The organism is Flavobacterium quisquiliarum, from assembly GCF_019308285.1.
In the GTDB taxonomy this organism is placed as follows: domain Bacteria; phylum Bacteroidota; class Bacteroidia; order Flavobacteriales; family Flavobacteriaceae; genus Flavobacterium; species Flavobacterium quisquiliarum.
The window spans coordinates 1-26,240 of the sequence record NZ_WWEM01000009.1 but is presented as its reverse complement, the minus strand read 5'-3'; the positions used below and the strand labels follow the sequence as shown (position 1 = coordinate 26,240).

Sequence of the window (26,240 nt, the reverse complement as noted above, 5' to 3'; positions counted from 1 at the left end):
CTATATATTATGAAGATTCAAATAATTGCATTTTTTTTATTTTGTTATGGATATTCGCAGAATATCACTAAAAAGACGGTTGACGTTTTAGTAATTGGAGGCTCTACCAGCGGAACATCTGCTGGTATTGCATCTTCCAGATTGGGAGCCAATACTTTGATTGTCGAAGAGTCTCCATGGATAGGCGGCATGTTTACATCACAAGGAGTGGGTGCTTGTGATGGAAATCATAATCTGGATTCAGGAATTTGGAACGAGTTTAGAGATGCATTAAGAACATATTATGGAGGCGCGGCCGCTTTAGAAACGGGCTGGGTAAGCAATACTTTATTTGAGCCATCTGTTGGAAATATGATCTTTAATAAAATAGCTTCTAAGGAAAAGAAATTAGAAATTATTCATGGGTTTTATATCTCAACTATTAAAAAATCTGGAAATAAAGTTGTTGGCGCTACTTTTAAAAATGATAAAAATGATCTTTTAGAGGTTACTGCCAAAGTTACAATCGATGCAACCGACATTGGCGAAAGCCTTAAAATGGCTGGGACTACATATAGATTAGGCATGGATTCCAAGGCAGAAACTAAGGAAGAAAATGCACCGCTAAAAGCCAACAATATTGTTCAGGATTTGACTTGGGTTGCCGTATTAAAAGATTATGGAGCTGGTGCAGATAAGACAATCGCTAAACCTGAAAATTATGATGCCAATCATTTTGCAGGTTCATGCGCAGAAACAGTTGATAACAAACAAATTGATTGTGATAAAATGTTGACTTACGGAAAATTGCCTAACAACAAATACATGATCAATTGGCCTAAAAAAGGAAATGATGTTTATTTGAACGTTATCGAAATGTCTAGAGAAGAGCGAAACAAAGAACTTTTGAAAGCAAGAAATTTTACTTTGCAGTTTGTTTATTACATTCAAAAAGAGCTTGGTTACAAAAACTTAGGTTTAGCAGATGATGAATTTGCAACATCAGATTTACTGGCTTATGCACCGTATCACAGAGAAGGCCGAAGATTAAAAGGAGTTTCATTTTTAACTTATAACCATGTCGCAGATCCTTACAATCAAAAAGAAGCTTTGTATAAAACCGGAATTTCAGTTGGCGATTATCCTGTTGATCATCATCACGATAAAAATCCAGATGCGCCACATGTAGGATTTCCCCCGGTACCGTCTTATAATATTCCTTTAGGAGCTTTGATTCCAGAAAAAGTGGATGGTTTTATTGTGGCAGATAAAGCAATTTCAGTTTCGAATCTTATAAATGGCGCAACACGTTTACAGCCGGTAGTATTGTTAACAGGTCAGGCAGCAGGAACTCTGGCAGCTCTAGCAGCTAACAAAAATCAAAATGTTCGCAATGTTTCTGTTCGAAGTGTACAACAGTCTTTATTAGATCAGAAAGCGTACATCATGCCGCTTTTCGATGTAAAACCGACCGACCCAGCTTTTGAAACTATTCAGAAAGTTACAGCAACAGGAATATTAAAAACAAAAGGAGAAAGCTATCAATGGGCTAACAGAACTTGGTTTTATCCAGAACAAAATATTTCAGTTCAGGAATTTACAGAAGGCCTAAATCAATTTGATAAAAAAAATAAGATTGTTAAAGATACAGCACTCCTTACAGAACAAGAAGCAGTTAATCTTTTAATAAAAGCAGGAGCTAAAATCCAAAACAAGAATTTTTCGGCAAAGCCAATAAACAAAAGAGATCTGGCACTTTTAATTGAAGAAAATCTGCATCCGTTTGAAACTGAAATTGATTTTTCAGGAAGTATTAAAACTAAAAAGAAATAAGATGTTTAAGATTTTTGTTTTTTTCTTTTCAGCCCTTTTCATGGGACTTTATGCTCAGGAGAACAATCAGAGTTTCCATAATTATTTCTATGATCAGAGGCGTTCTTTTTTTGAGACAATGCCTGCGGGTAAAAATGAAATTATTCTACTAGGCGACAGTATAACGAATTGCGCCAACTGGGATGAAATTTTTTCAAGCCAAAATGTGATAAACAGAGGAATTTCGGGAGACATCACATTGGGAGTTTTAGACAGAATGGATGAAATCATAAGACGTAAACCTAAAAAAATATTTATCCTGATAGGAATTAATGATATCGCTCAAAAAATAAATCCTGAGATAATATTGAAAAATTACAAGGGCATAGTATTAAGATTAAAAAGTGATAGTCCTAGAACGAAAATTTATATTCAGAGTATTCTACCCACAAATGATGAGTTTGATACATTCAAAAATCATCAGGGAAAAATGCCCATTATAAAAGAGGTCAATATAGAATTAGAAAAATTAGCGAAAGAGAATAATGTCATGTTTATTAATCTTTTTCCGCATTTTTTGGATGAGAATGGAAAACTAAGTAAATCCTATACAAACGACGGATTGCATCTTCTGGGGCCTGGTTATCTTCTATGGGCGTCCATTTTAAAAAAATACATTGAGTAAGATATAGTAAACTAAAAAAAATATAGTGTAAATGTTAGAAACTAAAAAAGATATCAAATTAGACCAGCTTCAGAATACAGATTTGTTCCAGTATGCAGACTTATACAAAAACGAATTATTGAAAGAAGTTATTCCTTTTTGGGAAAAATATTCTATTGATAATGAATACGGAGGTTATTTTACTTGTTTGGACAGACAAGGTAACGTTTACGATACTGATAAATTTATCTGGTTGCAGGGAAGACAAGTATGGACTTTTTCTATGCTGTATAATAAAGTAGAAAAAAAACAAGAATGGCTTGATATAGCGCTTCATGGGGCAAAATTTTTACTAGAAAACGGAATGGATGAAGAGGGCAACTGGTATTTTTCTTTAAACCAAAAAGGAGAGCCTTTAGTCGTTCCCTATAACATATTCTCAGACTGCTTCGCTGCAATGGCTTTTGGCGAATTATATAAAGCAACAAATGACGATTTGCATAAAGAGGTAGCTATCAATACCTATAATAACATTCTTGCAAGACAAAATAACCCAAAAGGGAAGTGGAGTAAAGCGTATGCAGGTACAAGAGAATTAAAAAACTTTTCGTTGCCAATGATCTTGTGTAACCTGTCATTATTGCTGGAAGAAGTAATTGGTAAGGAAGTAGTAGATCAGATGGTTCCGCCTCTTATCGAAGATATTATGACCAATTTCTTGAACAAAGAACATGGCATCATCATGGAAAATGTTGGGGCAAATGGTGCTTTTTGCGACAGTTTTGAAGGAAGAATTATTAATCCGGGACATGGAAATGAATCGATGTGGTTCCTAATGGATATTGCAACCAGATATAATAAACCGGAACTAATAAAACAATGCGAAGAGATTTTAATTAAAACAACTGAATTTGGCTGGGATAAAGAATTTGGAGGAATCTATTATTTCTTAGATATAAAAGGTCATCCAACACAAGAACTGCAGTGGAATCAAAAATTATGGTGGGTGCATATTGAAACCATGATTTCTTTCGCGAAAGCTTATAAACTAACAGGAAATGAAAAATCTAAAGATTGGTTTATAAAACTTCATGATTATACATGGGATCACTTTAGAGATGAAAAATACAAAGGAGAATGGTTTGGTTATCTGACCAGAGAAGGCCAACCACTTCTGGAAGCAAAAGGAGGTAAATGGAAAGGATGTTTTCACGTTCCACGAGGGTTGTATGAATTGTGGACAACCTTAAAATAAAAAAAATTAACTAACCAATTTAAATTATGTAACTATGAAAAAAATGATGTTTTTTTTATTGTTTTGTTTGGCTTCAGTAGCAATACAGGCGCAATCAAGACAATTAAAAGGATCTGTTATTGACCCTGACGGCATGCCTCTGATTGGAGCTAATATTGCTGTTGAGGGATCAAAGGAAGGAGTTTCAACGGATTTTGATGGAAATTTTCAAATTAATGTTCCAGCTGGCAAAAATGCTATAAAGGTCAGCTATATGGGACACAAAGACATGACTGTTGATATTACAGGAAAAAATACTGTAAAAGTCCAGATGGAGACAGTTTCAAATCAAATGCAGGAAGTTGTCGTGGTAGGTTATGGAACTCAGAAAAAGGAAACTGTGACTGGTGCACTTGGAATTGTTAAAGGAGCTGAACTTAATAAAAGAGCCGTTGCTTCTTTATCTACAGCTTTACAGGGACAAATTGCCGGGGTAACAGTGCAGCAAACTTCCGGAGAACCAGGTTCAGATGGTGCCAACATTCGAATTAGAGGTATTGGTTCTGTAAATTCAAATACGTTCCCTTTAGTTTTGGTAGATGGAATTGAAATGGATATGAATCAAGTTGATATGAACACTGTGGAATCTGTATCTGTATTAAAAGATGCGGCTTCTGCTTCAATCTATGGTTCAAGAGCTTCAAATGGAGTTATCCTTATTACTACAAAAAGAGGTAAAGAAGGAAAAATGAGACTGGCTTTTGATTCTTATACTACTATACAAACTCCTGTTAATATGCCAAAAGTAGTCAAAGCTGCAGATTATCTTCAGTCGGAACTAAATGCTGCTGATAATGCAGGACTACAGCAAGCACCCGGAGTGAGAGAAGCAAAAGAACAAATGATTGCTGATCAAAGAGCATATAAACCTGATAACTGGAACAGATATGATACGGATTGGAAAGATGCTACTATAAAAAATAGTGCTTTAATGAACAGTAATAATGTTACTTTATCTGGAGGTAGTAAAGATTTAAAATATTTTGGAGCTTTAACATCTCTTCATCAGGGAGGTTTAATTGCCAACAATAATTTTAAGCGTATGAATGTTAGATTAAACACAGACGCTAATATTAACAGCTGGTTGAAACTTAATAATGAGTTTTCTTATAGAACTTCTACACAGGTAACACCTGGGATTTCTTCTCCAAAAGCTATTATCAATAAAGCTTTATATATGCTGCCAACACTTTCTGCAGTTAAAGAATTAGACGGCAATTGGGGATATGGAAAAAATGGTGATAACCCTGTTGCAAATGCAGAAGCTTCTGGTCAAAATACTATGATTAGACCCGAAATACTATTAAATGCTACCTTAATTGCTACGCCTGTAAAAGACTTGGAAATATTGGGTCAATATAGTTATAGAAAAACCGATGCGAGAGCTACTTACATCATGACACCATACGCGACTTCATTGAAAGGACTTTTTCAAGGTTATTATCCATCTAAAGACGCGACTGTATCAGAATCCTATACTGAAAATGTGAGAAACTATTTTAGAGCTCAAGCTTCTTATTCTAAAAAGTTTGGAGAGCACGAAACTAAATTGATGGTAGGTACACAAAGTGAAAATAATCAAGCGAGAGATTTTAGTGCGGCTAGAAACAGTTTTGAACTAGAAAGATATTACTTAAGTAATGGAACAGGAACTCCAACAGTATACGGAGGAGCAACAGAATGGTCTATGTCTTCTTTTTATGGAAGATTTAATTATAACTATGCAGGTAAGTATCTCTTCGAAACAAGCGGCCGTTATGATGGATCTTCACGCTTTTCGGATGGATTAAAGTGGGGATTTTTCCCTTCGTTTTCTGCTGGCTGGGTGGTTAGTAAAGAAAAATTTATGGAGCCAATATTAGATTATGTTAGTGATTTCAAATTAAGAGCTTCTGTAGGAACTCTAGGAAATCAGGACATTGGAAATTATCCTTACGCTTCAACAATCGATACAGGTTATAGTTACTGGATTGACAAACAACTAGCACCAGGAGTAGCACAAACAACATTGTCGAATCCAAATATTACATGGGAAAAATCAAGACAAACCAATTTTGGTTTAGATGCAACCTTTTTTAAAAGAAAGCTTTCTGCTACACTTGATTATTACATAAAAGATGTTTATGATATGCTTATGGTTTATCCCGTACCTTATTATGTAGGGCTTAACGCCACCTATAGTAATGCAGGAGACATGCGAAATAAGGGTTGGGAAACTAGTCTCTCTTACAAAAATAAGATAGGTGAATTTAATTACAGTATAACTGCAGCACTTAGTAATAATGAAAACGAGATTACTAGATTGTATGGTCAGTATTCAGACAGGTCAATAACTTTAGGATATCCAAGAGGTGGAATTTGGGGCTATAAAACAGATGGTTATTATGTTGATGCAGCAGATGTTGCCAATTCTCCAAAATTATCTAGTTCTGCTAAACCAGGATATGTAAAATATGTAAAAATGGATCAAAGTGGTTCCAATCCAAATCAAATTACCGAAAGTGATAAAGTATATTTAGGAGACCCTTTTCCTCATTATGAGTATAGTTTAAACCTTACAGCAAACTACAAAAATTTTGATCTTACTTGTTTTTTCCAAGGAGTTGGAGAAAGAAAGGTTTTAATGAGTGGTATTGGAGTAAAACCATTCGCAAACGGATCAAACTTATTTGTGCATCAATTAGATTCTTGGACACCGGATCATCAAGATGCGGCATATCCTATTTTAGTTCCAGAAGCTAATTCGGCAGATAATTTTGTTACTTCTGATAAATGGGTTAAAAATGGAGCTTATTTAAGATTAAAAAATGTTGTTTTAGGATATAGCCTTCCAAAATCATTTTTAGAAAAAGCGCATATTGACGGCCTTCGTCTTTATGTAAGCGGGCAAAATTTATGGACATTAAGTCATTTCGTTTCTGGATATGACCCTGAGGTAAATTATGGAGGAAGTCTAGGAGGGGAATTTTATCCAATTATGCAGACGATAACATTTGGTGCTAATTTAAAATTTTAACAAAATGAACTTAATCAGAAAAACAATAGTAGGATTAGCCCTTGTTATCGGGTTTGGATCTTGTGATGATTATCTTGACAAAGAGCCTTTAAGTGATTATTTGTCATCTAACTTTTATAACAATGAGGCTGCAATAAAACAAGGAGCCAATGGTGCTTATCAGGGTTTGTATATGGAGACAAGCCAATTGCCTTTTTTTACGTTGTATGATATGTACACTCCAATGGGTATTGAACGTGCAGATAATAGTTCAATTGGTGTGAACAATGTTGTTCTTGAAAATAATTTTATGGTCGAATCACAATGGGCTAACTTTTATAAAGGCGTAGCAAGAGCCAATACAGTATTGGAAGGATCTGCTCCTTACATTAATAGCTTGAGTGATAAAGCAAAACAATATATCGCAGAGGTAAAAGTTATTAGAGCTACTCATTATCACTATTTAACATCATTGTATGGAGATGTACCATTTTTTACCAAATCGGTTACTGCAGAAGAACAAAAAGCAATTGCTAGAACACCTTGGACAGAAATTGTTGATTATTTATTGAATGATTTAGAAGAAGCTAGTGCGCAATTACCATGGCAGGCTGATGAGTTTGGAAGAATTGACAGATCATACGCTTTAGGTTTAAAAGCCAGAATGGCATTATATGCTGGATCTTGGTGTAAAGAAGGTTTTGGAGAGAAAGGAGTAAAAGATCCTGCAAAAGCGGCTGTTTATTTTGATATTGCAGCGCAGACAGCAAAACGAATTATGGCAGAATCTGGTAGAGCATTAGATCCAAATTTTGATGATTTATTTACTAGAGCAGGCCAGTTAACACCAGCTGCGAAAAAGGAAAATATATTTGCATTGGCTTACTCAGATCAGGCATCAAAAAAGACACATTATCAATCTTTTGGAGAAATGGCTAGAACCGTTGGTGGTCAATCAGGTAGATTTCCAACACAGTTACTGGTAGATACTTATGAAATGGCTAATGGAAAAAGAATTGATGAACCAGGTTCTGGATATGATCCTAAAAAACCTTTTGCAAACCGAGATCCTCGTTTAAAGCTTACAATTTATACACATCAAGATCATATAATCGCAAATTCTGGAGGAGTTAAACAAAATATTTTAATGGAATTGTATAAACCAACAACTTTATCATTTGATGCTGCTGGTAATTCAACATCAATTTCAAATCTAGATTATACTGGTTCTGTAGCACAATACGGTTATATTCAAAGTGGTGTTGGATACTTGTGGAGAAAATACAATTATTTTAATGATGAAATTGTATCGGAACCATCTTATAATATATTGATGATGCGTTATGCTGAAATTTTATTAATATATGCCGAAGCAAAAATCGAGCTAAACCAAGTTGATGGTACAGTGCTTAGCGCTATCAATGAAGTAAGAAGCAGAGTCAATATGCCTGGAACAACATCATCAGATCCTGTAAGACTTAGACAATTGGTGCGAAGAGAACGTAAAGTAGAGTTGGCAAGAGAAACTGGCCTACACTTTTTTGATATGAGACGTTGGAGAACGGGAGCTTTAGAAAATGCTGAAAAAACATACGGATTTCCTTTAGCAACTGGAGTAAATGCGGCTACTAATACTTATCCTGACGGTTATACTCAAGTAACTGCTGATATGGTTCCGACTTATGGTGGTGCCGGATCGGACAGAGATTTGAACGATTTAGCATTGTATGCTGCATTCGGAAGCAAACTACGCCAAAGAGATGCAGACAGACCCAATAACTGGAAAGACAGATACTATTTATGGCCAATACCTCAAACAGAAAGAAATAAAGCGCCTTGGCTTTCTCAAAATGATGGATATGGACAATAATCGTAAAACAAGAAACACAGTGAAGAATAGTTTGGTTTATTTATTCTTTTTATTTTGTCAGGTTGGGCTTTTTGCCCAATCTGATAAAATTACTCTTGAAGCTGCCAGCTCTGATCCAACATTAGTGGTAAGAGGAAATGAATTGACTATTGAAAGCATAAATCAAGCGAATGATAAAGTTTTCATTAAAACAACAGATTCAAAACTTGATTTTCCTATAACTGGAGTTTTAATTGACAAGAACAATTTAGTGATTGATGTTTTTGCCAATCAGCTAATAGATTGCTCTAAAATAACAGATGGAAATTATTTAGTGGCGGTGCAAGCATCAAAAAATGCAGTAGCGGAATCTTTTTTCAAGACTCATTTTAAAAAGAAAGATGTTGTCAAACTTAGAAAAAATGGCAACATCTCAAACTTAAAAGAGATTTTGGGTCATCAGTCGGCACAGCTCAAAATTGATCGTGACAAGTTTACTACTGTTTATGAAAAGCAATTTCTTGTGAATTGCGAATTAATTAATAAAAGCGAAGGCCATAAGTACCAGGTTGTTGTTTCCAATCAGAATGGGCAAAAAGATATTCAAAATAAGTTAGCTCTAAATTGCAAACTGCAAAAAGGAGTTAATTATATCAATATTGCCCTTTTAGATAACTCAAAAAAAATAAGCGAGGAAAATCTAGTCGTTTTTCACAAAGAAAAAGAAGCAGTCGAGTCAAAAATAAAAGTATTGTGGATAGAACAATTTCCTAATGCAAAAGTGCTGACTAATCGTACCGCTGTAGATTCGATGTTGAAAAACGCTAAAATTGCTGGATTCACACATTTGGTTTTAGATGTCAAAGGACCAGAAGGTTATGTTTCATACCGAAAAAATAATTTATCGCATAGCCCTTATTTTACAAATACTTCAAACCCAAATAAAAAGATTCCTGATGATGGATTTGATTTGCTTGGCGAATTGACAGATGGAGCTAAAAAGGGCGGATTCAAAATGTTTGTGAGTTTTAATTTCTTTACTGAAGGTAATGTAACCACTCAAGATTATGCGGTTTTAAAGCAGCATCCTGAATGGGAAGAAATGGTGCAGCGTCCAGAGGACAAAGGTCAGATTTTAAAAATTTCAGAATCGAAAGTAGGACAGGAAGCGAAGCAGGGAAAACGTGTGGCTTTGGCTTTCGTTAATCCTGCAAATCCTGAAGTAGTAGATTTCCAGCTTTTGCGTGTAAAGGAAGTTTTGGATAATTATGCAATAGATGGCATCGTATTGGACAGAACGCGCTTTGATAATTTTTATGCTGATTTTAGCGAATTGTCAAAAAATAAATTTGCTGAATATCTTAAGCAAAAAGGAAAGCAACTTGGTCAATTTCCAAATGATGCCTTTAGTATAGATCAAGAAGGTAAAATGGTAGAAGGCAAATATTTTATTGATTGGATTACTTTCAGAAGCACATTGATCAAAGAATTTGCTTCAAAAGTAAGAAAGGTAGTTAATGAATATAAAGCTTCAACGAAACCGAATCTTCAGTTAGCGGCTTATGTTGGTTCTTGGTATGAAACCTATTATCAAAATGGTGTAAACTGGGCTAGCAGTACATTTAAGTACAATCCTGTATTAGGATTTCCAGAATCAAAATTCTATTCAGCTGAATATTCAAAAACTAGCTACGTAGATAATTTAGATTTTATAATGATTGGTACTTACTACAAAACAGATAAAGAAATAGCAAAATATGTGACGTTAGGAAATATTTTGTTAGATGGTAAAATTCCAGTATCTGCCTCATTAAGTTTGCCAGATTTGAATGATACTGAAAGAAGAATCGCAATTAAATCGGCATTTAAAAATTCTTCAGGACTTATGATTTTTGATTTATGTTACATTAACTGGCCTGAATTTTTAGATCAAATCAAAGGATTACAGACAATAAAAAATTAATTAGTATGATTTTAAAAACAAAAAATAGTATAAGCATGTTATTGTGCTTATTTATAGGAGTACTGCTTTTTTCGTCTTGTGAAGCAGATAAAGTTGACAATCGTGCTTTTGAAGGAGCAAAAATTGTCGCTCTTAAATTGGATGGGACATTGTACACCACTACAATTGACGGTTCAAATGAAGTGAAAGTGGTTTTAAAACCTGGAGTTCCTCTTACGGCTATTAAAACAGAGATTTTAGTTTCAAATGGTTCTTTAACTGATTTTGAAAATAATGTAACACATGATTTTACAAAACCAGTAAACGTGACAGTTAAGGGAGAGGATGGAAACGTAACAAAATGGAAGTTAATTGTACAGTCACCTCCAAAATTGAATTATCTGGAAGTGGTTGGTATGACAATTCCTCAGGAAAAAGTACATTTTGGAAATACGACAATTATTGTAGAGATTCCAGTTGATACAAACGTGTCAAATTTGGCTGTTAATTATACATGGTTAAATGGAACTATGACTAATTACACAAATGGAAGTACAAAGGATTATACAATTTCACTGCCAAATAAACCACCATTTAAAATGGAAGTTTTAGGCGCTGATGGTGTGACTAAGTATTATTATGATGTGATTTTTACATCAGATCCTGTAGGGCCAGCGACAATTCAATCAATGGTTATCAATGATATTTTAACGACTCAGATGGTTGTTGTAGATGCAACCAAGAATATTGTACAGCCTGTTTTGCCTTCATTGACTAATTTAAGTACTGCGACTGTACAAATCAATCCTGGTTTTGGATGTATTATTGATCCAGCGTTTACAGGAACGGGTATTAATATGCTACAAGGATTTAAAGTTAAAATTACAGGAACTAACGGTGTCGAAACGGAGTTTACAGTCAAAAATGCGCTTATTGATCCAACATTAGTTTTCGCCAGAACACAAGCACAATTACAGCTAGCTGCTGATGCAGGTTCTTCTGCAGCCTTTTCAAACGGTTCTGTACTGGTAACTTCGCATTCTATGGCTACTGGAGCTTCATTGACTTACGGTATTAATGCCTATGATTTAAGCGGTAATTATGTAAATGCATTATCAAAAACAGGAACAAATTTTGACAATGGTGCAGTAACAGGTATTCGTAAAGTAGCAACTGATTCAAACGGAAAAATTCTTGGTGTGCAATTAGGAGCTGGTGCTGCAACAACTACCGCCTTGAAAATTTTTAAATGGAATTCTAAAGATGATACAGCTCCGCAAGCCTATATTAACTATACAGGTACTTCACTTGGATTAACTTATGGACCAAGAGCTGCCGGAATCAATATTTCAGGATCTTTAGATGGAGATGCGGTAATTACTGTGGGTATGGCTCAAAAAACAGATGTAATTGTTTGGACTGTAACTGGCGGGGTTTTGAATCCAACACCTACAATTAAGTCCTACAATTATACAGGAACGGGTTATTATTATAGTATAGAGCCAAATGATACGGGATTTGTTGGTATAGCTTCGGGAACTAATTTTAATGGAATAAACTTTTTAAACAGTTCTATGGTAGAAGGTGCAAAAGTTAACGGAATACCAACTTCAGATGGTAGAGTTTTTACTTATAAAGGGCGCAAATATTTGGCAACCGTTATAATTCCTGGAGACAATAAAGCAATTTTCAGAATGTTTGACATTACAGATTCTTCACAATCTTCATTAGACAATCCAATTATGAATATTATTTCAACTACTGTAGCTACTAATGCTAACAGAACTGTTGATGCTGATTTTGCTATAATCAATGGCAAGCTTCATGTTGTTTTCCTTGCGACAAATGATAAATTGGCAGTATATAATTTAGGATTCTAAAAATTATTTAAAGAGGCTGTATCAAAAAACAGCCTCTTTATTACTATTTATAATGTTTGATAATTGAGTATCAGTATTCGAAAAAAGCGGACATTAAATATTTTGATACATTGATATTATGAAAAAGTTTTTGATTTTTTTAAGCGCGTTAATTGTTTCTTGTACTTCAAGTAATGATTATCCGCCAGTACAGCCAGTAGTAAAACCTACTCTTGGAAAAGGAATAAAAGGGGTTTGGGTTACCAATGTTGCTTCTCCAGCGCTTAGTTCAGCTGCTAATATTAAAGAAACTGTTAGAGTTTGTAAAGAATCCGGGATTACAGATATTTTTACTGTGGTTTGGAATAAAGGAAGAACATTGTATCCAAGCACAGTGATGAACACTGAATTTGGAAAACCCATTATGGAAGGTTATGAAGGTCGTGATCCTTTACAAGAAATGATTACCGAAGCACATAAAGAAGGAATTAAAGTACACGCATGGTTCGAATATGGATTTGCTGCTTCCAATAGTAAGCAAGGAGGAGACATCATCGCAAAATATCCTTCATGGGCAGCAAAAGACAAAACGGGCGCTCTTTTAACTTCAAGTAGCGGATTTGAATGGATGAATGGAATTAATCCTGATGTTCAGAATTTTATGAAATCTCTGATTCTAGAAGTGGTAAAAAAATACGACGTAGACGGTATTCAGGGAGATGATAGGTTACCAGCAATGCCAATTGCAGGAGGTTATGATGATTATACAGTGCAGCTTTATAAAAAAGAAAAAGGTGTAAATCCCCCAACGAGTGAAAACGATGCTACTTGGAAAGATTGGAGAGCTAATAAACTAACAGAATTCTTAGGAGATTTATATAAAACGGTAAAAGCTACTAAATCTAATGTAATTGTTTCTATGGCTCCAAGCGTACACCCATGGGCAAAGGATAATTATTTACAAGACTGGCCAACATGGCTGGATAAAAAATATTGCGATTATGTAATTCCGCAAGTTTATCGTTACGATCTATCAGCATATTCACAGACCTTAAAAGATCAAGTGAAATATGTTAAAAACAGTGCAGATCTTTCAAAGTTGTATGCTGGAGTTTTAATTCAATCTGGAACTTACAATGCCACAAATCAATTCTTAGATCAGATGGTAAATGAGAACCGAAACAATGGTGTAACTGGAGAAATATTCTTCTTTTTTGAAGGATTAAAATACAATTCAGACTATTTCACTAAAACATACCCAAAAAAATAGAATGACATGAAAAGAGAATATATTTTAAAACAATTTGTCATTGCAGCAGTCATTATATCAAGCATTGCTTATATTTCATGCTCCAGTGATAACTATGAACCTGTTCAGCCTGTTATAAAAAAAAGCTTAGAAGAACAGATTCAAACAGGATTTATTGATGAGGTGCTACCTGCAACTACAAGTCCTTGTTTTCAGGGAGCCTTTTATCGAAAAGCAATGTCAAGCCAAGATTACTGGCTTGGAATTAAAGGAGAATTTATTGTTCCTACTCTGATAGATGATCCTAACAGAGTAAATCCTGCAAAACCTGCTCAATTTTTAGACAATGCATCTGTCTATCTTGGAGGTACTTCAGATGGACAAGAAACAGATATTGGGTTAACTTGGGAAGTTATTAAAGATGATAATGGTGCTGTTAGTGCAGACAGAAAAGCGTTCAGACCATTTTTAAGAAGAACCGCTTATAAATCGGAAGAAGCGGCTTTATATAAAAATGCTCCAGCTGAAAAAAGATATTACTGGTATCCAGGAGAAACTGTTACAATGAGTGTTCAAGTTATTAGTGCTAAGAAAATTCGTTTTATAGTTGACGGAGCAGGAAAACACTATGAGGAAGATTTTGATACTGCAGGATATCAGCCTGGTATCAAAGCAGTTTTTAAAAGAGTAAATGCCATTGATCAGGTTTCAAATGAAGGAAAACCTGTTCAGGCAACAAAAGCTAAAGTGGTAGGCGGAAAATGGAATAAAGTAGTTTTATTTAGAAAAGTTGATGGAGTTATTTATGAAGCACCAATGACCACTAAACGTTATACAGATATGAGATGTCCTGCTTCTGCTAATTTTTCTATTACAAAAAATGGATCAGATGATTCAGAGTCGATTGACATTATGGGAACTCCATAATAATTTTCGTTTATACTAATTTCGTAAGAAGTTAGATTTTTTGTGCTAATTCTGATTTTACCTTTAAATACAGTTAATGAAAAGAATATTTTTATCGATCTTTTTTATTGCATTTTCACTTGGAATTTCCTCGCAAAATGCCAATCAAAAATTGTTGCAATTTGTAAATCCGTTTATCGGTACTGGCGGACATGGACATACCTTTCCAGGAGCAGTAGTTCCTTTTGGAATGGTGCAGTTAAGTCCAGATACCAGAACGTTGGAGTGGGATGCCTGCAGTGGTTATTACACAGAAGATACCAGTATTTTAGGATTCTCACATAGACATTTGAGTGGTACAGGAATGACCGATTTTGCGGATTTTCTTTTTACACCTTTTTTGGGCAAACTGGAATTGAAAAATGGAAATCTGAAAGAATATTATCCGCTGAACTTTTCGCATAAAAATGAAAAGGCTTCAGCGGGTTTTTATACCGTTAATTTTGATAATGGTATAAAAGCCTCAATGACGGCATCAACTAGAGCTGGATTTCACGAATATACTTTTCCTTCAAAAGAAGCAGGAATTATTATTGATCTGCATCATAACTTGCACAATCAAAAGGTTTTGGAATCTTCAATAGAAATTATTAGTGATACCGAAATTAGAGGAATGCGATTAACAGAAGGCTGGTCGAAAAGAGATTATGTTTATTTTCATGCAAAATTCAATAAACCTTTTAAAGTTGAATTGTATCAGGATAACAAAGCAGTATCTGGAAAACAGTTAAAAGCAGATCATATCAAAGCGGTTCTTTATTTTGAAAATCCTGAAACAATACAAGCAAAAGTTGGGATTTCTCCAGTAGATGAAAAAGGAGCATTGCAAAATCTGGAGGCCGAAATTCCAAATTGGGATTTTAATAAAACGAAACAACAGGCGGCAGCATTATGGGAAAAGCAACTAGAGAAAATTAAAATTGAAGGCGGAACAAATGAACAGAAAACTATTTTTTACACAGGATTGTATCATGCTTTTATTCATCCGTCAACTTATTCGGATGTAGATCAAAGATACCGCGGACAAGACCTTAAAATTCATACACTTTCCTCAGGAACCTATTATACTGTTTTTTCGCTTTGGGATACTTACAGAGCACAAATGCCTTTGATTGATTTAATTAGTCCTTCAAAAACAAATGAATTTATTAACTCGCTTCTGCTAAAATACCAGCAGGGAGGTTTACTGCCAATGTGGGATTTGGCTGCCAACTATACTGGAACCATGATTGGTGCTCACGCGACATCAGTAATTGCAGATGCTTATAGTAAAAACATACGTGGTTATGATACCGAATTGGCTTACAAAGCCATGATGAGGTCAATACCTTATGATACAACAGGAGTAAAAGTAAATCATCCTGCTATTTGGGAATGGCTGATGACGAAAGGAAAAAAATACAATGAGGAAATGGGTTTTATTCCGGCAGACAAAGATGTGATTTATGCTACTTCACGAGGCTTGGAATATGCTTATAATGACTGGGCATTGGCACAGGTTGCCAAAGACATGGGAAAATCAAATGATTATAAATGGCTTTCGGAACGTGGTATGCGCTACAAAAAATACTTTGATAAAGAAACTGGTTTTATGAGAGCCTTAGACAGTAATGGAAAATTTATTGGCCCATTTAATCCTTCCTTTTCAGATCACATGAACAGTCCCTATTGTGAAGGAAACGCTTGGCAATGGACATGGTTTGTACCTCAAGATGTTCCGGGATTAATAGATTTAATGGGCGGAAAATCATCTTTTGAAAAAAATCTAGACGCTCTTTTTAATACGACTGCAAAAGTCGAAGGTTCAGAAGCATCTGCAGATATTTCGGGATTAATTGGACAATATGCTCACGGAAATGAGCCAAGCCATCATATTATCTACTTTTATAATTATATCGGCAAACCATATAAAACTCAGGAACTAGCAGATAAAATCATGAAAGAGCAATACCGGAATGCCCCAGATGGTTTAAGTGGTAATGAAGACTGTGGACAAATGTCGTCTTGGTATATTCTGAATGCCATAGGTTTCTATCAAGTTGCTCCGGGAGATCCAACGTACACAATTTCAAGACCATTATTTGATAAAGTAACTATCGATTTGGAAAATGGAAAGAAATTGATTGTAAAGGCAATAAACAATAGTCCTCAAAATAAATATGTTGAATCAGTCACTTTAAATGGAAAAAAATTGAATTCTTTATTTTTTGCACATGATCAAATTGCATCAGGTGGAGAACTGGTTTTTAAAATGACGAGTAAGATTGTGAAAAACTAAAATAAAACACGCTCAATCAGCCAAATCTTCGGCTAAGAATTTTTCTCGCAGATTTGGCAGATCGGCAGATAAAATGTAGCCACAGATTAACAGAATTAAAATGATTAGAAAAAATCTTTTCAATCTGTGGCAAAAAAGCAGGCAGTATGTTTTTATTCATAAAATATATTTAAACATGAAAAAGTATATTATTTATATTGTTCTTCTTTTTGGAATTTTCTCGCTTTCAGCGCAGGAAAAAAAGTATAATATTTACAGGACAATTCCTTTGGCACAATCTATAAAAGAAGTTGGAGGAAATCCTTTTATACTCAATAGAGAGAGCAAAATATACTATCCTAAAAAAGATCAGAACCTAAAACAGATTGCTGTTTTTTTATCCGAATACATTCAAATTGCAGAAGGATTTAAAATTGAAATTTCAACAGAAAGTCCAAAGAATAACGGAATTGCTTTGCAAGATAATTTCAAAAGCGATAATAAAGAAGCATATAATTTTACGGTAAATCAAAACCAAATTCTAATAAACGGAGCATCAAGCGCAGGTACATTTTATGGAATACAGCTTTTACGTAAAGTATTGTTTGAAAATGAAACTAAATCACAAATTGAGCTTCCAGCAGTTGAAATTACAGATTATCCGAGATTTGCTTATCGTGGTATGCATCTAGATGTTGCCCGTCATTTTGCATCAGTAGAATTTGTCAAAAAATATATCGATTTACTGGCGTTACACAATATCAATACTTTTCATTGGCATTTAACTGATGATCAGGGATGGCGCGTAGAGATTAAAAAATATCCAAAACTAACTCAAATAGGTGCATTTAGAACCGAAACTCAAGTAGGGAAACAGGTTGGAGTTTATGACGGAAAACCTCATGGAGGATTTTATACCCAAGAACAAATTAAAGAAATTGTAGCTTATGCGCAACAACGTTTTATAACTACTATTCCTGAAATTGACCTGCCAGGTCACATGGTTGCAGCATTGGCATCTTATCCAGAACTCGGCTGTGTTGGAGAAGGTTATGAAGTGTACAAAAAATGGGGAGTTTCAGACGATGTTCTATGTATTGGAAATGAAAAGACATTTACTTTTTTAGAAGACGTTTTTACAGAATTAATTCCACTTTTTCCTTCCAAATATTTACATATTGGAGGAGATGAATGTCCCAAAAAAGCATGGGAGAAATGTCCTAAATGCCAAGCTAAAATTGCCGAATTGGGTCTGGAAAAAGACAGTCAGCATAGTGCAGAAGAAAAACTGCAGAGTTATTGCATGTCCAGAATCGAAAAATTTTTAAATGCAAAAGGTAAACAAGTAATAGGCTGGGATGAAATACTGGAAGGTGGTATTGCACCAAATGCAACTATAATGTCTTGGAGAAGTGCTCAGGCAGGAGTAGATGCAGTAAAACAAGGGCATAAAGCGATTATGACACCAAGTTCGCATGTTTATTTTGACTATTACCAAAGTACCGATGCAGTTTCAGAACCCTTAGCAATTGGAGGTTTTACAAATATTGAACGTGTGTATTCTTTCGAACCAATTCCAAACGGATTAACCGAAGCTGAAAAAAAACTTGTTATTGGAGCACAGGCAAATCTTTGGAGAGAATATATTGACAGTGATGCACAGACAGAATATATGGTTTTGCCAAGACTTGCCGCTTTAAGTGAAGTAGTTTGGACAAATACAGATAAAAAGAATTACGGAGATTTCTTAAATCGATTATCAGATTTTTTGAAAATCTATGATAAACTGAATTACAATTATGCCAAACACATTTTAGAGGTTTCTCCAGAATACAAAGTAGATACAGAAAATGGTCAATTGATTCTGAATTTAAAAACTTCAAGTAAATCTCCTATTTATTATACTGTGGATGGTTCAGAACCTACTTTAAAAAATAAAAAATATACAGAAAGTATAATAATAAGGAATTCTGTAACGGTAAAAGCAGCAGTTATTTCAGAACAGTATATGAGTAAAGTTTTTACTAAAAAGTTCGAATTCAACAAAGCAACTGCAAAACCAATTGTATTAAAAAATGAGCCTATTGAGCGCTATCGATTTAATGGCGGAAAAACATTGGTGGATGGAAGAATAGGAACCATAGCATTTAGTACCGGAGATTGGATTGCACTTTATAAAGACGATTTTGAAGCGACGATAGATTTAAAATCAGTACAGGAAGTGAAAGAAGTCAGCATGAACACCTTTACATCTCCAAACGACTGGATTTTTGGCCCAAAACAATTTCAGGTTTTGGTTTCAAAAGATCGAATAAATTTTACTCCCGCTCATAACGAAGATTTACAAATTGCCCAAAAAGGAGATGGACCTAAAATAATAAACTTAAAAGCTGTTTTTGCAACACAGAATGCAAGATATGTAAAAATTAAAGCGCCAATTTTTGAGCAGATTCCAGAATGGCATTATTCTGCCGGACAGCCTACATTTTTATTTGTAGACGAAATTACAATTAACTAAATACCACATAAAAAACTATGAAAAACAGCTGTTTAATTCAATTATACACACTTTCATTTCTATTTTTTCTAGCAGGTTGTTCAAAAAGCAACTCGCAGTCAAAATCAGTTTCAAAAGTTAGCATAGAAAAACAAATTCAAAGTAAATTTGAGAAGGAAGTACTACCTCCAGCTTCAAGTCCTTGTTTTGCTGGAGCCTATTATAGAAAAATATATTCAAGCAAAGATTATTGGTTGGGAATAGGAGGAACAGTAACATTGCCCGTTTTAACATACGATCCTTCCAGAACAAATCCTAAGAAACCAGGAGCGTATTTAGACAATGCATCAGTTTATTTAGGAGGAAACTCTGATGAGCAGGAAACAGATATTGGTTTAACATGGGAAGTAGTTCGCGAAGCAGATGGTTCTGTTAGTAAAGAACATAAAGCGTTTCGTCCGTTTTTGCGTTGTACAGGTTACAAATCAGGACAAACGGCATTTTATATGAATGCTCCTGCAGAAGCCAGATATTATTGGTATCCCGGAGAAACGGTTACAATGAGTGTACAACTGGTAGAAAGTAAAAAACTAAAATTAATTGTTGAAGGCGCTGGCAAAAAATACGAGCAAATTCTTGAGGTAGATGGCTATGATCCGGCAGTTATGGCGCAGTACAAAAGAGTAAATGCAATAGATCAGGTGGCAAATGAAGGAAAACCGGCTCAGCCGACCACAGCAAAAGTTACAGGTGCAAAATGGTCTGAAACCTTTTTGTTTCGTTCTGTAAACGGAAAGGTGGTAAAAGCACCAATGCATGCGAAACGCTTTACAGATATGCAATGTCCTGCCAAAAGTCACTTTAAATTGAAACCTTTTGGTAAAAGTGGTGAATCAATTGATATTTTTGGTTCGAGATAAAATTAAAAAAAATAACTACTAAGCTATAAAAACATAAAAAATGAAAACCAGAAGAGATTTTTTGAGTCAGTTAGGACTGGGAGCAGCATCTGCAATGAGTATTCCGTTATTGAGTTCTTTTGAAAGTGATTCGTCTATAAAAGACGTTAAAAAAACAGGAATAATTACAGAAGAACGACCAGAGTTATTGGTTCCGAATGGAAATGCATTAAGAATTACAGGAACTTTCTTAGACGAAATTTCACATGATATTCCGCATCAAAACTGGGGAGAAAAAGAATGGGATCGCGATTTTGCTCACATGAAAGCAATTGGTATTGATACCGTTATTATGATTCGTTCAGGTTACAGAAAATTTATTACCTATAATTCAGAATATTTAATCAATAAAAGAGGCTGTTACAAACCAGGAGTAGATCTTTTAGATATGTACCTTCGTTTGGCAGATAAACATAAAATGAAATTTTATTTCGGATTATATGATTCTGGGGTTTATTGGGACACAGGAGATATGACAACCGAAATTGAAGCAAATAAATTTGTGATCGAAGAGGTTTGGAAAAAATACGGACATTACAAAAGTTTCTCTGGCTGGTATTTAAGCGGAGAGATCAGCCGTAAGACTAAAGGAGCAATAGAATCATTTAGAACTCTAGGCCAATTATGTAAAGATGTATCTGGCGGATTGCCAACTTTTATGTCGCCATGGATTGACGGTAAAAAAGCAGTAATGGCGGCTTCAGGGAAATTATCTAAAGAAGATGCTGTTTCGGTTCAGGAACATGAAAAAGAATGGGGCGAAATCTTTGACGGAATCAAAGGAGCTGTTGATGCCTGCGCTTTTCAAGACGGACATATCGATTATGATGAATTAGATGCTTTCTTCTCAGTAAACAAAAAACTAGGAGATAAATATGGTTTAGAATGCTGGACAAATGCTGAAACTTTTGACAGAGATATGCCAATCAAATTTTTCCCAATCAAATTTGAGAAACTGAGATTAAAACTCGAAGCAGCGCAAAGAGCAGGATACCAAAAAGGAATCACTTTTGAGTTTTCACATTTTATGAGTCCACAGTCTGCTTATTTACAGGCAGGACATTTATACGATCGTTATAAAGAATATTTCGGAATCAAATAAAATGAAGATTATAGTTTTAATTAACCAAACCAACCACAAAAAATGAATCAAAAAGAGAATTTTAAGTATATAATCTTTCTGTCTATAATAGGCGCTATCGGTGGATTTCTTTTCGGCTATGATGTAGCAGTTATCTCGGGAACCATTGAGCAGGTCTCCAAACAATTTGCATTAGACAATGTTTCAACTGGTTGGTACGTTGGTTGCGCCTTAATAGGTTCTATAATTGGAGTTGCCTTTGCTGGAAAAATAGCTGATGTTTTAGGTCGTAAATGGACGATGCTTTTGGCTGCAACTCTTTTTACAATTTCGGCAGCAGGCTGTATGTTTGTAAATAGTTTTGAAGCGCTTATTTGGGCTAGAATACTTGGAGGTATGGGCATCGGAGTGGCTTCTGTTGTTTCCCCTTTATATATTTCTGAGGTTTCCCCAGCACGTTTCAGAGGAACATTAGTTACACTTTATCAATTAGCAATTACAGTTGGTATCGTAGCCTCTTACTTTGCCAATGCAAAAGTTTTAAGCTGGGCCATGTCTGGTCAGTTTGAAGAACAGTGGGCAAAACTTGTTTTTCAGACGGAATACTGGAGAGGGATGTTAGGCCTTTGTGGAATTCCTTCTTTTTTATTTTTCCTCATTATCTTTTTTATTCCGGAAAGTCCAAGATGGCAGATTTCTAAAAATAATCTGGTTGCAGCCGAAAGAACTTTAACACAATTATTTGGTGCTCAGGAAGCACAGGAGCAGATAGAAAACACCAAGAAATCAATTTCAAATAAAGAAAAATCAGATTGGAGAATTCTGTTTCAGCCAGGATATAGAACAGCTTTGTTTATCGGAATGAGTCTTGCGATTCTTGGACAATTCATGGGGGTTAATGTTATTTTCTATTACGGACCAATTATTTTTAAAGAAGCAGGAATGGCATCGCAGGGATCATTAGATTTTCAAATTGTGATTGGTGTTGTAAATGTACTTTCAACTATTTTAGGAATGTATCTGGTAGATAAAATTGGAAGAAAACAATTGGTATATATTGGAGTAACTGGAATGTTTGCCATGCTGATTGCTATCGGCGCTTATTTCTATTTACAATTCAATAATCCAAATATTCTATTGTATTTAATTATCGGTTATATTTTCTTCTGCGCCATTTCAATCTGTGTAGTCATTTGGGTCTTAATATCAGAAATGTATCCAGTAAAAGTGCGTGGGTTGGCAATGTCAATGGCAGGCTTCTCTCTTTGGATTGGCTCTTATCTTATAGGTCAATTAACTCCAGTATTATTAGAATCATTAAGTCCAGCAATTTCATTTTGGATTTTTGCTGTAATGTGTATTCCGTATCTTTTGATAACACGTTTCTATGTCCCTGAAACTACAGGGAAATCTTTAGAAGAAATAGAAGACATCTGGATTGCTCATTAATTATCTAAAGACAAAAAATAGAAATATGAAAGTTTTTTCAAAATCAAATTCAGATAAACCAGCTTCAATATTGAATGCGGCGGTCATTGTTGCAACGTTGGGATACTTTGTAGATATATATGATCTTTTACTTTTCGGAATCGTTAGAACGGATAGTTTAAAAGATCTAGGAATAACAGGCGATGCCATTCGAAATCAAGGCGAATATTTAATCAGTATGCAGATGTTCGGAATGTTGTTTGGCGGTATCCTATGGGGGATTTTAGGGGATAAAAAAGGAAGAATCTCAGTTTTATTTGGTTCTATTCTTATTTATTCGGTTGCCAATATTGCAAACGGAATGGTGGACACTATCGGAGCGTATGCCTTTTGGAGACTTATTGCTGGAATTGGACTAGCAGGAGAACTTGGAGCAGGAATTACACTTGTCGCAGAATCTCTCCCGAAAGAAAAACGCGGTTATGGGACTATGATAGTTGCTTCTGTGGGAGTTTCTGGTGCTGTTGCTGCTTACCTAATTTATGAAATTTTTCAAGACTGGCGTTTATGTTATTATGCGGGAGGAGTTCTAGGAATCTTGTTGTTGTTTCTGAGAATAAGTATTACCGAGTCTGGCATCTTTAAAAAAGTTCAGGAACAAAACGAAGCAAAAGGAGATTTTTTATCACTCTTTACCAATAAAAAAAGATTTTTTAAATATATCAACTGTATTCTCATCGGAATGCCTCTTTGGTTTTTGGTTGGCGTATTAATTACTTTCTCGCCAGAATTTGCAAAAGCATTAAATATACAACAGGCAGAAACAATAGAGGCAGGAAAAGCTATTGCATTTTGTTATGCGGGATTGGTTTTCGGAGATATAGCGAGTGGACTTTTGAGCCAATGGCTGAAAAGCAGAAAAAAAGTGATGTATTGGTTTTTGATTTTTAATCTAGCCATGATTTTTGTATACCTTCTTGCTGATGGAATCTCTACAACTGGATTTTATTTGTTGTGTTTAGTAATGGGAGCATCTGTTGGTTACTGGGTTTTATTTGTTACTATCGCCGCAGAACAGTTTGGCACTAATATTCGGGCAACAGTTACTACTACAGTACCGAATTTTGTGCGAGGCTCACTGCCTTTAATCATATTAGTGTATTCCTATTTTAGAGATACCATTTTTGATGGAAATATTATTAGTGCAGGAATGGTTGTAGGAACCCTAATATCTTTTATAGCATTGCTGGCGTTGTCACAACTCAAAGAAACTTTTCATGTTGACTTAGATTATTCTGAAAAGCCTGACAAAAACTATAGTTAAATTATTTCATTAACCTGTTTGGGTGGTTTAAAGGGTTTGGTTACCAATTGCACCAGCTGAATTCAATAAAAGGGTTATTTTTTAGTAATTAATTTTACTAGCAGAGTATTGATGAAGGCTGTTTTTGTAATAATTTAATGGAAAAGGAAGGTAACGATACCTTCCTTTTTACTATATAGTGGTTTTTTAAGTATATAAAATATGTTTTAATTTGTTGAAATTAAAATAATTCCTAAAAACAAGAATATGTATAGATTCTTTCTTCTGTTTTGTTTGTTATGTCTTTTCTCGAATTGTAAATCAGCAAAAAACAATCCTGTACAGCAAGTTCTCAGGAGTGAAAATAATGCTATAAGAAAAGTCGCAGCGCAATCTGAATTTTATGAACTGCAGATTATATACACTGATATAAAAAGGAAGAAGAACGGGGAAGTTGTTTTAAAGGATTATAAATATAATGTAGAGGCTTCAAATTATTTTTATCCCGCTAGTACAGTTAAGCTTCCGATTGCAGTTCTAGCTTTAGAAAAACTAAGTAGAATGGAAGATGCGGATGTTAATACTGTTTTTACCATTAATAGTGACAAAAGTAAGTTTACTTTTTCAGATGATTTGCGCAAAATTTTTGCAGTGAGTTCAAATGAAGCGAGCAATGATTTTTATGAATTAATGGGACGAGACTATATTAATCAAGAATTAAATAATAAAGGATTAAAAGAAGTTCGTATTGCACATCGTTTATCAGCTCCAAATTCAGGTGCTGCGCAAACAAAAGAGATAAGTTTTTATAAAAAAGATGGTCAAGAAATTACCATTCCCAGTGTTATAGACAGCAAAATTTTGCCTTTGAAACTTAATAAGATATTGAAAGGAGAAGGATATTATGAAAATGGAAAACTAATTAATTCTCCAATGGATTTTAGCACTAAAAATTACCTACCACTAGAAACATTACATGGAATTATGAAAAGAATAGTTTTTCCTGATAATTTCTCAAGTAAAGAGCGTTTTGATTTATCGCCAGAAAACAGAAAACTTCTTTTGTATGACATGCAGAATTTACCCAGAGATGCAGGTTATGATCCAAAAGAATACTATGATGGTTATTGCAAGTTTTTTATGTTTGGCGATACCAAAGAATCTATTCCAGCCAACATAAAAATATATAACAAAGTTGGAGATGCTTACGGAACATTAGTAGACTGTGCATACATAGTAGATGAGGTTAATGGAATAGAATTTATGATCAGCGCAACTTTATTAGTTAACGAAGATCAGATTTTCAATGATGACACTTACGAGTATGATCAAATTGGTTTACCGTTTTTAGGACAGCTTGGACGAGCTTTCTATGATTTGAATTTGAAGGAAAAAAAGAGAAATAATTTATAGGTACTTATTACATATAATAGGTATACCATATATATGTAAGAGTAAATTTCGTTCCCGCAACCCGACAGGTTTTCAAAACCTGTCGTTTTTTTTTGTACATATATATAGTATTGCAATTAATCAATTCCCATTTTCCCGTAGAGGCTCACCGCAGTGCGTATAATATATAATATGGATAAAATTGAAAATTTGTTTAAATCATCAGAATTGGAATTTGGAATTTTTGTATTGCGATTTTCAGGAGCTTAATCCCGCTATCCGCTTCAATCTTTTGCTTTTTAAAGAAAAAAGCAAAAGGATTTCCGCTTCTATCGGGGCTAAGAAGCAGTTTTCGGAAGAAGAAGCCGGGGGAAAAGAAGACTCGAAGCCTTTTCAGATTTAAAAAAGGCTTTGAAAAGAAGATCTGCTTTAGGTGAAATCATCATAAAAGAGGCTTTAATCTTGAAAACTCCTCAAAAAGCATATTAACAAATAGGTTGAAAATGGGTAAAAACGAAAGTAAAGTGGAAAAAACTGATAAAAAGTCAAAAAAGTTTAATTTATAAACCGCCTGTTATGAGAAAGTTAAGAAATAAAGCGGAAAAAGATTGAAATTATATAAAAAAAGGTTTGGAAATGTAAATAAAGGTGCTACTTTTGCACCCGCAACAGCGAAAAACGTTCACAGAAATACTGACAGGAAATAAGGATCAA

The 26,240-nt window shown here is 34.6% G+C and carries 16 protein-coding genes; all 16 read left to right on the top strand.

Annotated elements, in window-relative coordinates:
- Window positions 1-9: 9 nt before the first annotated feature.
- The 16 genes from GSY47_RS01845 (at window position 10) to GSY47_RS01770 (ending at window position 25,547) form a co-directional block, all read left to right on the top strand.
- Window positions 10-1,812 carry an FAD-dependent oxidoreductase gene (locus tag GSY47_RS01845; RefSeq protein WP_179006367.1) on the top strand — a complete coding sequence of 601 codons (1,803 nt, stop codon included), beginning with the start codon at window positions 10-12 and terminating at the stop codon, window positions 1,810-1,812.
- A gap of 1 nt (window position 1,813) precedes the next feature.
- Window positions 1,814-2,476, top strand: a complete 663-nt coding sequence (locus tag GSY47_RS01840; protein WP_219071083.1) for a GDSL-type esterase/lipase family protein — start codon at window positions 1,814-1,816, stop codon at window positions 2,474-2,476.
- A 31-nt stretch (window positions 2,477-2,507) separates the two neighbouring features.
- Window positions 2,508-3,710 carry an AGE family epimerase/isomerase gene (locus GSY47_RS01835; RefSeq protein WP_179006371.1) on the top strand — a complete coding sequence of 401 codons (1,203 nt, stop codon included), beginning with the start codon at window positions 2,508-2,510 and terminating at the stop codon, window positions 3,708-3,710.
- A gap of 34 nt (window positions 3,711-3,744) precedes the next feature.
- Window positions 3,745-6,765: a SusC/RagA family TonB-linked outer membrane protein gene (locus GSY47_RS01830; RefSeq protein WP_179006373.1), complete on the top strand. Its 3,021-nt coding sequence runs from the start codon at window positions 3,745-3,747 to the stop codon at window positions 6,763-6,765.
- A gap of 4 nt (window positions 6,766-6,769) precedes the next feature.
- Window positions 6,770-8,614 (top strand): RagB/SusD family nutrient uptake outer membrane protein, encoded by a 1,845-nt coding sequence (locus GSY47_RS01825; protein ID WP_179006375.1) that lies wholly within the window; start codon window positions 6,770-6,772, stop codon window positions 8,612-8,614.
- Window positions 8,604-10,556: a family 10 glycosylhydrolase gene (locus GSY47_RS01820; RefSeq protein WP_179006377.1), complete on the top strand. Its 1,953-nt coding sequence runs from the start codon at window positions 8,604-8,606 to the stop codon at window positions 10,554-10,556. Before GSY47_RS01825 ends, GSY47_RS01820 begins: the two co-directional genes overlap by 11 nt.
- Before the next feature lie 5 nt (window positions 10,557-10,561).
- Window positions 10,562-12,415 (top strand): hypothetical protein, encoded by a 1,854-nt coding sequence (locus GSY47_RS01815; RefSeq protein WP_179006380.1) that lies wholly within the window; start codon window positions 10,562-10,564, stop codon window positions 12,413-12,415.
- 118 nt (window positions 12,416-12,533) lie between these two features.
- Window positions 12,534-13,664: a glycoside hydrolase family 10 protein gene (locus tag GSY47_RS01810; RefSeq protein ID WP_179006382.1), complete on the top strand. Its 1,131-nt coding sequence runs from the start codon at window positions 12,534-12,536 to the stop codon at window positions 13,662-13,664.
- Between the two features lie 6 nt (window positions 13,665-13,670).
- The gene (locus GSY47_RS01805) at window positions 13,671-14,570 is read left to right on the top strand and encodes a hypothetical protein (RefSeq protein ID WP_179006384.1); all 900 of its coding nucleotides are present in this window, start codon (window positions 13,671-13,673) and stop codon (window positions 14,568-14,570) included.
- A 76-nt stretch (window positions 14,571-14,646) separates the two neighbouring features.
- On the top strand, window positions 14,647-16,887 hold the full coding sequence (locus tag GSY47_RS01800; protein ID WP_179006386.1) for a GH92 family glycosyl hydrolase: 2,241 nt from the start codon (window positions 14,647-14,649) through the stop codon (window positions 16,885-16,887).
- A gap of 175 nt (window positions 16,888-17,062) precedes the next feature.
- On the top strand, window positions 17,063-19,384 hold the full coding sequence (locus tag GSY47_RS01795; RefSeq protein WP_179006388.1) for a glycoside hydrolase family 20 protein: 2,322 nt from the start codon (window positions 17,063-17,065) through the stop codon (window positions 19,382-19,384).
- 17 nt (window positions 19,385-19,401) lie between these two features.
- Window positions 19,402-20,283, top strand: coding sequence for a hypothetical protein (locus GSY47_RS01790; RefSeq protein WP_179006390.1), 882 nt, complete (start codon window positions 19,402-19,404; stop codon window positions 20,281-20,283).
- Window positions 20,284-20,323: 40 nt separating this feature from the next.
- Window positions 20,324-21,424 carry a DUF4434 domain-containing protein gene (locus GSY47_RS01785; protein ID WP_179006392.1) on the top strand — a complete coding sequence of 367 codons (1,101 nt, stop codon included), beginning with the start codon at window positions 20,324-20,326 and terminating at the stop codon, window positions 21,422-21,424.
- A 42-nt stretch (window positions 21,425-21,466) separates the two neighbouring features.
- Entirely contained in the window at window positions 21,467-22,852 is a 1,386-nt protein-coding gene (locus GSY47_RS01780; RefSeq protein WP_179006394.1) for a sugar porter family MFS transporter, read from the top strand.
- Between the two features lie 25 nt (window positions 22,853-22,877).
- Complete coding sequence (locus GSY47_RS01775) at window positions 22,878-24,155, top strand: MFS transporter (protein WP_179006396.1); 1,278 nt, start codon at window positions 22,878-22,880, stop codon at window positions 24,153-24,155.
- A gap of 246 nt (window positions 24,156-24,401) precedes the next feature.
- Window positions 24,402-25,547, top strand: a complete 1,146-nt coding sequence (locus GSY47_RS01770) for a serine hydrolase (RefSeq protein ID WP_179006398.1) — start codon at window positions 24,402-24,404, stop codon at window positions 25,545-25,547.
- Window positions 25,548-26,240 lie beyond the last annotated feature (693 nt).